General features: G+C 75.7%; 12 protein-coding genes. 11 read left to right on the top strand and 1 reads right to left on the bottom strand.

Annotation, left to right across the window (positions count from 1 at the left end; all coding sequences use genetic code 11):
* Window positions 1-22: 22 nt before the first annotated feature.
* Together ACZLMO_RS14015 and murC are read left to right on the top strand one after the other, a co-directional pair.
* Window positions 23-1,081 (top strand): UDP-N-acetylglucosamine--N-acetylmuramyl-(pentapeptide) pyrophosphoryl-undecaprenol N-acetylglucosamine transferase, encoded by a 1,059-nt coding sequence (locus ACZLMO_RS14015; protein ID WP_463654098.1) that lies wholly within the window; start codon window positions 23-25, stop codon window positions 1,079-1,081.
* The gene (murC, locus tag ACZLMO_RS14010) at window positions 1,074-2,456 is read left to right on the top strand and encodes a UDP-N-acetylmuramate--L-alanine ligase (RefSeq protein WP_425713050.1); all 1,383 of its coding nucleotides are present in this window, start codon (window positions 1,074-1,076) and stop codon (window positions 2,454-2,456) included. Before ACZLMO_RS14015 ends, murC begins: the two co-directional genes overlap by 8 nt.
* Here the strand turns inward: murC and ACZLMO_RS14005 are convergent.
* The gene (locus tag ACZLMO_RS14005; protein WP_425713051.1) at window positions 2,407-3,000 is read right to left on the bottom strand and encodes a hypothetical protein; all 594 of its coding nucleotides are present in this window, start codon (window positions 2,998-3,000) and stop codon (window positions 2,407-2,409) included. The two genes, murC and ACZLMO_RS14005, sit on opposite strands and share 50 nt — an antisense overlap.
* A gap of 22 nt (window positions 3,001-3,022) precedes the next feature.
* Here ACZLMO_RS14005 and ACZLMO_RS14000 point away from each other — a divergent pair, with 22 nt between their 5' ends.
* The 9 genes from ACZLMO_RS14000 to ACZLMO_RS13960 all read left to right on the top strand — a co-directional run bounded on the left by ACZLMO_RS14000 (window position 3,023) and on the right by ACZLMO_RS13960 (window position 10,897).
* Window positions 3,023-3,676, top strand: a complete 654-nt coding sequence (locus ACZLMO_RS14000) for a cell division protein FtsQ/DivIB (RefSeq protein ID WP_425713052.1) — start codon at window positions 3,023-3,025, stop codon at window positions 3,674-3,676.
* Window positions 3,677-3,907: 231 nt separating this feature from the next.
* Window positions 3,908-5,314, top strand: coding sequence for a cell division protein FtsZ (ftsZ, locus tag ACZLMO_RS13995; RefSeq protein ID WP_425713053.1), 1,407 nt, complete (start codon window positions 3,908-3,910; stop codon window positions 5,312-5,314).
* 10 nt (window positions 5,315-5,324) lie between these two features.
* The gene (locus ACZLMO_RS13990; protein ID WP_425713054.1) at window positions 5,325-6,191 is read left to right on the top strand and encodes a purine nucleoside phosphorylase YfiH/LACC1 family protein; all 867 of its coding nucleotides are present in this window, start codon (window positions 5,325-5,327) and stop codon (window positions 6,189-6,191) included.
* Window positions 6,192-6,251: 60 nt separating this feature from the next.
* Window positions 6,252-6,797 (top strand): cell division protein SepF, encoded by a 546-nt coding sequence (locus ACZLMO_RS13985; protein ID WP_425713055.1) that lies wholly within the window; start codon window positions 6,252-6,254, stop codon window positions 6,795-6,797.
* A gap of 4 nt (window positions 6,798-6,801) precedes the next feature.
* The gene (locus ACZLMO_RS13980) at window positions 6,802-7,104 is read left to right on the top strand and encodes a YggT family protein (protein ID WP_425713056.1); all 303 of its coding nucleotides are present in this window, start codon (window positions 6,802-6,804) and stop codon (window positions 7,102-7,104) included.
* 246 nt (window positions 7,105-7,350) lie between these two features.
* Window positions 7,351-8,109 (top strand): DivIVA domain-containing protein, encoded by a 759-nt coding sequence (locus tag ACZLMO_RS13975; RefSeq protein WP_425713057.1) that lies wholly within the window; start codon window positions 7,351-7,353, stop codon window positions 8,107-8,109.
* A gap of 7 nt (window positions 8,110-8,116) precedes the next feature.
* The gene (gene lspA, locus ACZLMO_RS13970; protein WP_425713058.1) at window positions 8,117-9,415 is read left to right on the top strand and encodes a signal peptidase II; all 1,299 of its coding nucleotides are present in this window, start codon (window positions 8,117-8,119) and stop codon (window positions 9,413-9,415) included.
* On the top strand, window positions 9,408-10,343 hold the full coding sequence (locus tag ACZLMO_RS13965; protein WP_425713059.1) for an RluA family pseudouridine synthase: 936 nt from the start codon (window positions 9,408-9,410) through the stop codon (window positions 10,341-10,343). Before lspA ends, ACZLMO_RS13965 begins: the two co-directional genes overlap by 8 nt.
* Window positions 10,344-10,441: 98 nt before the next feature.
* Window positions 10,442-10,897, top strand: a complete 456-nt coding sequence (locus ACZLMO_RS13960) for a GNAT family N-acetyltransferase (RefSeq protein WP_425713060.1) — start codon at window positions 10,442-10,444, stop codon at window positions 10,895-10,897.
* Window positions 10,898-11,052 lie beyond the last annotated feature (155 nt).

The following is an 11,052-nucleotide window of genomic DNA, read 5'->3' as shown; positions in this document are numbered from 1 at the left end:
TACCGCGGGCCACGTCAACCCCATGCTCGCCACCGCCGCGGCGCTGGCCGAGGACGGCGCGAGCTGCGCGGCGCTCGGCACCGCCGACGGGCTGGAGTCCCGTCTCGTCCCCGCCGCCGGACTCGACCTCCACCCGGTCCCGCGCGTCCCGCTGCCCCGGCGACCCACGGCCGACCTCCTAAGGCTGCCGACGAACCTGCGCGCGGCCGTGCGCGCCGCCCGCGCCGCGATCGAGGCCACCTCGGCCGACGTCGTCGTCGGGTTCGGTGGCTACGTCGCGACGCCCGCCTACCTCGCCGCCCGCCGCGCCGGGATCCCGGTCGTCGTCCACGAGCAGAACGCGCGGCCGGGCCTGGCCAACAAGGTCGGCGCGCGCACCGCGGCCGCCGTCGCCCTCACCTTCGCCTCGACCCCGCTGGCCGCACGCCGCGGGCGCACCGAGGTCACCGGCCTCCCGCTGCGCCGCGCCGTCGCCGACCTCGTCGCCGCCCGGGCGGACGAGGCCGGACGCCTCGCTGCACGGGAGACCGGCGCCCGCGCACTCGGACTCGACCCCGACCGACCCGTCCTGCTCGTCACCGGCGGCTCGCTGGGCGCCCAGCGGATCAACGAGACCCTCGCGGCGAGCGCGGGAGACCTCGCCGACGCCCAGGTCCTCCACCTCACGGGACGCGACAAGGACGCCCCGGTCCGCGCGGCCGTCGAGGGCCACGACGACTACCACGTGCTCGACTACCTCGGCGAGATGGAGCACGCGCTCGCCTGCGCCGACCTCGTCGTCTGCCGCTCCGGCGCCGGGACCGTCGCCGAGCTCTCCGCCCTCGGCCTGCCCGCGATCTACGTCCCGCTGCCCCACGGCAACGGGGAGCAGCGTCTCAACGCCGCGGACGTCGTCGCCGCCGGCGGGGGGATCGTCGTCGAGGACGCCGACCTCTCGCCCGCAGCCGTGCGCGAGACCGTGACCCCGCTCCTGGCGGACCCGGACCGCCTGCGGGAGATGGGCGACGCCGCCGCGTCCGCCGGCCCCGGGGACGGCGCCGGGCCCCTGGCCGCGCTCGTCTCGGCGGTGGCACGTGGCTGAGACCCGCGCCTTCCACCTCGTCGGCATCGGTGGCGCGGGCATGTCCGTCGTCGCCCACCTGCTCCTCGCCCGCGGAGCCCGCGTGAGCGGCTCCGACGCCAAGGACTCCGCCGTGCTCGCCGCCCTCGCGGACGCGGGGGCGGACGTCCACGTCGGCCACGACGCCGCGCACGTGCCCGACGGCGCGACCGTCGTCGTCTCCACGGCCGTGCGCGAGACCAACCCCGAGCTCGCCCACGCGCGCGCGACCGGACTGCCGGTCCTCCACCGCAGCGAGGCGCTGCAGCTGGTCGCCGAGGATCTCGACCTCGTCGCCGTCGCCGGCGCGCACGGCAAGACGACGACCTCCGCGATGCTCGCGGTCGCCCTGCGCGGCGCCGGCCTCGACCCGTCCTACGCCATCGGCGGCTCGGTCGTCGGCGTCGGCCCCGGCGCGCACCTCGGTGGCGGCACCACGTTCGTGGCGGAGGCCGACGAGTCCGACGGCTCCTTCCTCAACTACGCCCCGCGGATCTCGGTGGTCACCAACATCGAGGTCGACCACATCGACCACTGGGGCAGCGCCGAGGCGTTCCACGCCGCCTTCGAGGAGTTCGCGGACCGGATCCGCCCCGGTGGGCTTCTCGTGGCCTGCGCCGACGACGACGGCGCCCGCCGCCTCGCCACCACCGCCGCGGCGCGCGGGGCCCGGGTGGTCACGTACGGCACGACGGGTGCGGTCGAGGGTGCCGAGGCCCACGTCGCGCTGAGGGTGGGGGAGCCGAGCGTCGACGGCGCCCGCGGCGGCGTGGAGGTGGCCGGTCGCTCGGCCGCCCTCGAGCTCGCCGTGGGCGGGGTGCACAACCTGCGCAACGCGGCCGCCTGCGTCGCCGTCGCGGTCGAGCTCGGGGTGGACCTGGCGGACGCCGCCGCGGCCCTGGGGGAGTTCCGCGGGACCGGCCGCCGGTTCGAGCCCCGCGGCGAGGCCGGGGGAGTGCGTGTGGTCGACGACTACGCGCACCACCCCACCGAGGTCGCCGCGACGCTCGCCGCCGCCCGGGTGGCCGCCGACGGCGGGCGGGTCCTCGTCCTCTTCCAGCCGCACCTGTTCTCCCGCACGCGCGCGTTCGCCGCCGAGTTCGCGGCCGCGCTGTCCGCCGCCGACCTCGCGGTCGTCACCGACGTGTTCGCCTCGCGGGAGGACCCCGAGCCCGGGGTCGACGGCTCGCTCGTCACCGCGCGGATGTCCGACGGTCGGTTCGTCGCCGACCGGCACGAGGCCGCCCGCGAGATCGCGGCCGCCGCACGCCCGGGGGACCTCGTGCTCACCATGGGGGCCGGTGACGTCACCGAGCTCGGCCCGGTCGTCCTCGACCACCTGGGCGCACGGACGTGAGGGCGCCCCGACCGCCGCGGCGGGGTGAGCCGACTCCGCCCCGGCGCACAGGGTCGCGCCCGCAGGCGGGCGACGACGGCGCTGCGACGTCCGGCGACGGTTCCGGGACGGCTGGGAAGGCCGGTGCGTCCGGGAAGGCCGGGAGGGCCGCGGCGTCCGGGAAGGCCGGACCGGCGTCGGCGTCCGGGACGACCGGGGAGCCTGGGACGAAGGGGGCGTCGGGGAAGAACGGGAAGGCCAGGGCGACGGGCTCGTCCGGCACGTCGGTGGCCCGGCGTGCCTCCGGGAGGTCGGGCGGTTCCTCCGCCACGGCGGCCGGCGGATCGGGGGGCGCGGCGTCGTCGTCGGGCGCGAGGGGGAAGTCCCGCGCCACTGCGACGACCACGAGCCCGAGCGGCTCCTCGGCGACCAGGACCTCGAGCGGCTCCTCGACGCCGGCCGCCCCGCCCGTCCATGCGCGCGGGGGCCGCCGCGGTCCCGCGCGACCCACCGCGTCGCTGACGGAGCGCCGCGCAGAGAAGGAGACCGCCGCGCGCCGGCTCACGCGCCGCCGGATCATCATCGGCGTGGTGGCGCTCGTCGTGCTGCTCGGCGCCGCCTGGGCCCTCCTGTTCTCCCCGCTCACCGCGCTCGAGGACGTCGAGGCGACGACGACGGCCGAGTCCCCGTACGTCGACCTCGCGGAGGTCTCCGCGGCCGCGGACCCGCAGGTCGGCACGCCGCTCGCGCGCGTCGACACCGAGGCCGTCGACGAGGCCGTGCGGGCGCTCCCGGGCGTGGCCGACGCCGAGGTCGTACGCGCCTGGCCGACCGGGCTCGAGATCGAGGTGACCCCGCGCGTGCCGGTCGCGGTCACGCAGGTCGACGGCGGGTGGGCGCTGCTCGACGACACGGGCACCGAGGTCGCCCAGGTCGACGAGCCCGACGGCACGCTGCCCCAGGTCGACGTCCCCGACGACCCCGAGGACGGCACGCGCGCGCTCACCTCCCTGCTCGAGGCGCTCGGCGAGATGCCGACCGAGCTGCGCTCCCAGGTGGCGTCGGCCGCGGTCTCCGCGCAGGGCGTCATCACGCTCACCCTCACCGACGGCGCCGAGGTGCTGTGGGGGAGCTCGGAGGAGTCGACCCTGAAGTCCGAGGTGCTCCTCGTGCTCATCGAGCAGTCGCCGTCCTCGCGCTACGACGTGTCGATCCCCACGCGCCCGACGACGGGCGGCTGAGCCGGCGCGAACCGGCCGGGGCCGACCGCGCCTCCCGGCGCGACGTCGTGCCGGGCGCGGTTCCGACCCCCACGCCCCGCGCACCGCACGTCGAACGACACCGTTGTCATTCTCGTGGCGCGTCGCTCCCCATGAACCCTCGCGTCGCGACTACCTTCCCTGCGCCAGACAAGGACAGAAGTCTCACCTTCAAGTCGAGGTTGAAGGTCAGGCACGGACGAGGGGAACAACGTGGCAGCACCGCAGAACTACCTGGCGGTCATCAAGGTCGTCGGCATCGGCGGCGGTGGCGTCAACGCCGTCAACCGCATGATCGACGCGGGCCTCAAGGGCGTCGAGTTCATCGCCATCAACACCGACGCGCAGGCCCTGCTCATGTCGGACGCGGACGTCAAGCTCGACGTCGGTCGCGACCTCACGCGCGGGCTCGGCGCCGGCGCCGACCCTGAGGTCGGCAAGAAGGCGGCCGAGGACCACGAGGAGGAGATCGAGGAGGTCCTGCGCGGGGCCGACATGGTCTTCGTCACCGCCGGCGAGGGCGGCGGAACCGGCACCGGCGGCGCGCCGGTCGTCGCGCGCATCGCCCGCTCGCTCGGCGCCCTGACCATCGGTGTCGTCACCCGCCCGTTCGGCTTCGAGGGCCGGCGCCGCGGGCTCCAGGCCGAGACCGGGATCGAGGCGCTGCGCGACGAGGTCGACACGCTCATCGTCATCCCGAACGACCGGCTGCTCTCGATCTCGGACAAGAACGTCTCGATCCTCGACGCGTTCAACGCGGCGGACGAGGTGCTGCTGTCCGGTGTCCAGGGCATCACGGACCTCATCACGACCCCGGGCCTCATCAACCTCGACTTCGCGGACGTCAAGTCCGTCATGCAGGGGGCGGGCTCGGCGCTCATGGGCATCGGCTCGGCCCGGGGCGACGACCGCGCGGTCGACGCCGCGGAGGGGGCGATCTCCTCGCCGCTGCTCGAGGCGTCCATCGACGGCGCGCACGGCGTGCTCTTCTCCATCCAGGGTGGCTCCGACCTCGGCCTGTTCGAGATCCACGAGGCCGCGCGCCTCGTCCAGGAGGCCGCGCACCCCGAGGCGAACGTCATCTTCGGAACGGTCATCGACGACGCCCTCGGCGACGAGGTGCGGGTCACGGTCATCGCCGCCGGCTTCGACGAGGGCGTGGGCCCCACGGGTGCCCAGTCCACCGTCAACCGCCGGCCGCTCGCCGCCGTGCGTCCCGCCGCCGACGCCGACGCGGGCGCCCAGCGTGGTCGCGAGAGCGCCCAGGCCGGGTCCCGCCCGGTCTTCGAGCAGCAGGCGCCGGCCGAGCAGCGTCCCGCACCGGTGCCCGCCCAGGCCGCCGGCCAGGCGCCCGACCAGCCGGTCGAGGCGCAGCGCGGCGACGCCCCGGCCCAGCAGGGCTACGGCGACCCCCGGTTCGCGGAGGCCCGCGGCGAGCAGCGGCAGGCCGAGGACGCCTACCAGGGCGGCCAGGGACAGCCGGGGCAGCAGGGCTACCAGGGCCGCCCGGCCCCGGCAGGTCCGCAGCGTCCCGCCCCGAACGGCAACCGGGTCCCGCGCGTGTTCCCGGACACCGACACCCGGGACGACGACCTCGACATCCCCGACTTCCTCAAGTAGACCGAGTCGCATGTCTGTCCCTGTCCGCGCCGCCGACCTCGGCCCGGCGGCGCACGGCGTGTTCACCACGGCCCACGGCGGCGTCTCGACGCCGCCGTGGGCCGCGGCCGCGTCCGGCGGCCTCAACCTCGGCCCGCACGTCGGGGACGACCCCGGTCACGTGCGGGCCAACCGCGAGCGCGTCACGGAGCTCGTCGGCGGGCCCGTCGCGTGGATGACCCAGGTGCACGGCACGGCCGTGCGGATCGTCGCCGGAGCGGGCGCCGGTGCCACGGCCGCCGGTGACACGCCCGCCCCCACCGCCGGTGAGGCGTTCGGCGAGACGGTCGGGGAGGCCGACGTGCTCGTCGCGCTCCCGCGCGCGGGCGAGACCGTGTCGGTCGGCGTCATGGTCGCCGACTGCGTCCCGCTGCTGCTCGCCGACGGTGCCGGCCGCGCCGCCGCCGCGGTCCACGTGGGCCGCGCGGGCCTCGTCGCCGGGGCCGTCCCGGCCGCCCTCGAGGCGCTCGCCGACGCCGGCGTCGCACCCTCGGACCTGTCCGCCCACCTCGGTCCCTCGATCTGCGGGCGCTGCTACGAGGTGCCCGCGCCGCTGCGCGACGAGGTCGCGGCCGTCCACCCCGCGGCCGGGTCGACCACCCGCGACGGGACGCCGGGGCTCGACGTCGCCGCCGCGGTGCACGCCCAGCTCGACGCCCTCGGTGTCACGCGCGTGACCCGCGAGCACGCCTGCACCTATGAGGACGAGGCGCTGTACTCCTACCGCCGCGCGACCCACGCGGGGGAGCGGCGCACGGGGCGGTTCGCGGGGATCGTCACGGTCGGAGCGGGACTCGCCCGGCGCGTCGAACCTGCCACGCCGACCTCCAGCAGTTAGCGTCTGTGACGTGGCGGGAGCGACCTCTCCGCCGGCCGTCTCGATCGAGGAGTAGTCCCCATGCCCGGCACCATGCGCAAGTTCATGGAGTACCTCTCCTTCGCCGAGCCGCAGGACGACCTGTACGAGGGCGAGGGCGGCTACGACGAGCCGGCCGACCGCCGTCGTGAGGACCGTCGCCCCGCCGAGGAGCGCCGCTCCGACGACTACCGCCGCGAGGCCGACGAGACCCGCGAGCATCCGGCCGAGCCGTACGAGCGGCACGCCGAGGTCACCCACATCACCCGCCTCGCACCCGCCCGCCAGGAGGCCCCCGTGGACGTCGAGCTCTCCCGCATCGTCACCATGCGTCCCACGAGCTACAACGACGCGCCGGCGGTCGGTGACGCCTACCGTTCCGGCACCCCCGTGATCCTCAACATGGAGGGCATCTCGGAGGCCGACGCGCGCCGGCTCATCGACTTCTCCGCCGGCCTCGCCATGGCTCTCGGCGGCGTGCTCGAGAAGGTCTCGCCCGGCGCGTTCATCCTCGCGCCCCGCAGCGTGGCCGTGACGCACGCCGAGGAGGAGTCGCCCCGCTCGGGGTTCGACTTCGCCCGCGCCTGACGACGTGCGGATCGTCCTCGACGCGCTGAGCCTCGTCCTCTTCCTCTATCTGCTGGTCCTGCTCGCCCGGGTCGTCCTCGACCTCGTGCAGATCTTCTCGCGGACGTGGCGGCCGACGGGGTTCGTGCTCGTCGTCGCCAACCTGGTCTACGGGCTGACCGACCCGCCGCTGCGGTTCATCCGGCGGTTCATCCCGCCGTTGCGCATCGGCCAGGTCTCCCTCGACCTCGGCTTCATCATCCTGTTCCTCGGCGTCCAGCTGCTCCGAGGCTTCGTGCTGCCGCTGCTCGCCGTCGCCCTGCTCTGAGGGCAGGTCGACCCGGAGGGCAGGTCGACCACGCCGGCGCCGGTGGAGCGGCCCGAGAGTGGGAGGCGAACGGACCGCGACCGGCCCCGAGCCGGTCCGCGACCGGCGCAACGACCACGCCGATCCGGCGCGCCCGCACGGGCTGCTCCGGCCCGGCGTCCGATGCTTCCGCCGACCTCTGAGTAATCTGGGGCGCGGACGCGCGTGGCGTCCAGCCACGACCGACCAAGATCGAGGTGAGACGAGATGGCACTGCTCAGCGCCGACGACGTCCTCAACAAGAAGTTTGAGGCGACCAAGTTCCGCGAGGGATACAACCAGGACGAGGTTGACGACTTCCTCGACGAGGTGGTGGACACCCTCCGCTCCGTCTACGCGGAGAACGAGGAGCTCAAGGCGCGCCTGGAGGCCTCCGAGGCTCGCGTCGCGGAGCTCTCGTCCGGGGCTCCGGCCGACACGTCGGCCGCGGACCAGGCAGACGCCGAGGAGCAGCCCGCCACCCACGACACCGCGGAGACGCCGGTCGTCGCCGCGGCGCCCACCCGCCGTTCCGTGCACGACACCCCGCCGGCCACGCCGCAGCCCTACGCCGCGGCCGCCACCGCCGAGCCGCAGGCGCCCGCCGAGCAGCCCGAGGCCACGGACACCGCCGCCCCGGCCGCAGCCGCTGCCGCGCCGGCCACCGCCTCGACCACGCCCGACTCGGCCGCCGGGATGCTCGCCATGGCCCAGCGGGTGCACGACGAGTACGTCGCCGACGGCCAGGCCGAGTCCGCGCGGCTCGTCTCCGAGGCCCAGGCGGAGTCCGAGCGGATCGTCAGCGAGGCCGAGGCCCACTCGAACCGCACGCTGTCCCAGCTCGAGCAGGAGCGCTCGCTCCTCGAGCGGAAGATCGACGAGCTGCGCACGTTCGAGCGCGACTACCGCACGCGTCTGAAGAGCTACCTCAACCAGCTCCTCAGCACCGTCGAGGGTGGCACCGGCAGCCGCGAGAGCGGAATCTGACCGCCCCATGAGCACCGCCGCACCCGGCGCGTCACGGCGGCTGCTGTCCCTCCTTCTGGGGCTGGCGGCCGCCGTCGCCGTCATCGACCAGGTGACGAAGGCCATCGCGCTCGACCAACTCGCCGACGGACGCCGCATCGAGCTCCTCGGCGAATACTTCGGCCTGCGCCTCGTCTTCAACCCCGGTGCGGCCTTCGGGCTGGGCAGCGGTACGACCTGGCTGTTCACACTCATCATCGCCGTGGTGGTCGTGGTCATCCTCTTCTACGCGCGGCGGCTCCGTTCGATGCCGTGGGCGATCGCGCTGGGGCTCCTGCTCGGCGGCGCGGTCGGCAACTTCATCGACCGTCTCTTCCGCGACCCGGGGCCGTTCGAGGGCCACGTCATCGACTTCCTCGCCTACTACGACTGGTTCGTCGGCAACGTCGCGGACATCGGGATCGTCGTGGCGGCGCTGATGATCTGCGTGCTCGCCCTCACGGGCCGGGAGATCGACGGGACGCGACTGTCGGACGCGAAGGAGGGGGAGACCTCCGACGCCGACTCGGGCGACGGCCACGACGACGACACCGCGACCGTGGCCGCCGGTGCAGCCGGGGGCTCGCGCGCGGCCCGAGGCTCGGGGACCGGGACGAGCGCCGGTACCGGCGCGGGCGCCGCGGGGTCGGCAGGGGCGGGCTCCACCGACTCCTCGGCCGACGGCGACTCCGACCCCGACTGGCTGGTCGCCGCGACGGCGGGACAGACCGCCCAGGCCTCCGACGACGAGGATCCCGAGGCCTGGTGGGAGCGCCGCCTCGGGGCCGGAACCACCGGCAGCGCGGGGAGCAGCTCCGGCAGTACCGGGAGCAACGCCGGCAGCACAGGAGCCGGAGCCAGCGCGGCGAGCGCGACCGGATCGGGCACGAACGGTTCGGGCGCGACCGACGTGGGCGCGGCCACCTCGGGCACGACGGCGACCAGCACGACGACGACCAGCACGACGACGAACGACGCGGCGGCGACCGGCGCCCCGGCGTCCGACCGAGCGGCTGCGACGGCGGCACGGTCGTCGGGCCCTGCCGGTGCCACGTCGTCGTCGGGCTCGACACCCGGCGCGACGACCCCGGCCGCCGCCGCGACGGCGCCCACCCCCACGCCCACGGCCCCGCCGACGGTGACCGCCGCCCCGGGCGAGCGGATCACGCGACGGGAGCTGCGTCGTCGTCGGGAGGCGGCGGAGGCCGCCCAGCGGGCCGAGGGCGCGCCGGACGCTCAGGTCGATGACGCCAGTGCCGCGGACGGCACGGAGCGCCCCGGTGCCTGAGGTCAGGTCGCTGCCGGTGCCCGACGGGCTCGCCGGCGAACGGGTCGACGCCGCCATCGCGCGCCTGCTCGGCCTCTCCCGCACGCGCGCAGCCGAGCTCGCGGCAGGCGGCGACGTGCTCCTCGACGGCGCCCCCGTCGGCAAGTCCGACCGGCTCACCGCGGGGGCGTGGCTCGAGGTCACGCTGCCCGAGCCCGAGCGACCGCCCGGTCCGCCGACGCCCACCGCCGTCGAGGGCATGGCGATCGCGCTGGAGGACGACGACATCGTCGTCGTCGACAAGCCCGTGGGCGTCGCCGCCCACCCCTCACCGGGCTGGGACGGACCCACGGTCGTCGGCGCCCTGGCGGCCTCCGGCCGGCGCGTGTCCACCTCGGGAGCGCCGGAACGGCAGGGGGTCGTCCACCGGCTGGACGTCGGCACGTCCGGCCTCATGGTCGTCGCGAAGTCGGAGCGCGCGTACACGGTGCTCAAGCGGGCGTTCAAGGAGCGCACCGTCGACAAGACGTACCACGCCCTCGTCCAGGGCCAGATGGACCCGAGCGCGGGAACCGTCGACGCGCCCGTCGGCCGGGACCCGCGGCACAGCTACAAGATGGCCGTCGTCACGGGCGGCAAGGACGCGATCACGCACTACGAGACGCTCGAGTCGATGCCCGGCGCGTCCCTGCTCGAGATCCGGCTCGAGACCGGCCGCACGCATCAGATCCGCGTCCACACCTCCGCGGTGGGGCACCCGTGCGTGGGCGACACGACCTACGGCGCCGACCCCACGCTCGGCGCCCGGGTCGGGCTGACGAGGCAGTGGCTGCACGCCGTCGGGCTGGCGTTCGCGCACCCGGTGACCGACGCGCGCGTCGAGGTCGCCTCGCCCTACCCGGACGACCTCGCGGCCGCCCTGGAGGTCCTCCGCGAGGCGGGACGGTGAGCGGAGCGGCGGCAAGCGAGCAGGCCGGGAGCGAGCCGGCCGCGACCGGACCGGCGGCGCACGAGCCGGCCGGCCACGCGCCCACCACCGTCCGACGCGTGACCGACCGCGCCGACCTCGAGGCCTGCTGGCGGGTGCGGTGGGAGGTCTTCGTCGAGGAGCAGAAGGTCCCCGGCGAGGAGGAGATCGACGACCTCGACACCGACCCGGGCACGGTCCACGTCCTCGGCGTGACGACCGGCGCGGACGGCGTGGAGCTCCCTGTCGCGACCGCCCGGCTCCTGCCCGAGGGCCCGGGCGTGGTGCGGATCGGCCGGGTCGCCGTGCTCCGCGCGGCGCGGGGGACGGGCGCGGGCCGCGCCGTCATGCAGGCGCTCCACGCGGTCGCCGAGGCGGAGCACCTGGGGCCCGACGGCAGCGTCCGCGTCGACATCGAGGCCCAGGAGCACGCGATCGGCTTCTACTCCGGCCTCGGGTACGCGCTGGTGTCCGAGCGCCGCTACCTCGACGCCGGCATCTGGCACAAGGACATGGCGCTCACGCTCGGCGGCTGAGCGGCATCCCGGCGACGGAGCGGCTGAGCGGCATCCCGGCGACGGAGCGGCTGAGCGGCTGAGCGGCATCCCGGCGACGGAGCGGGGCACGCGGCGGCGAGCGGGCGCAACCAGCGTCGACCGAGCAGCGACACGCCGGGACACGCCGGGACACG

It is taken from the genome of Georgenia sp. G2120 (assembly GCF_055326485.1).
This window is presented reverse-complemented; position numbering and strand designations above follow the sequence as displayed.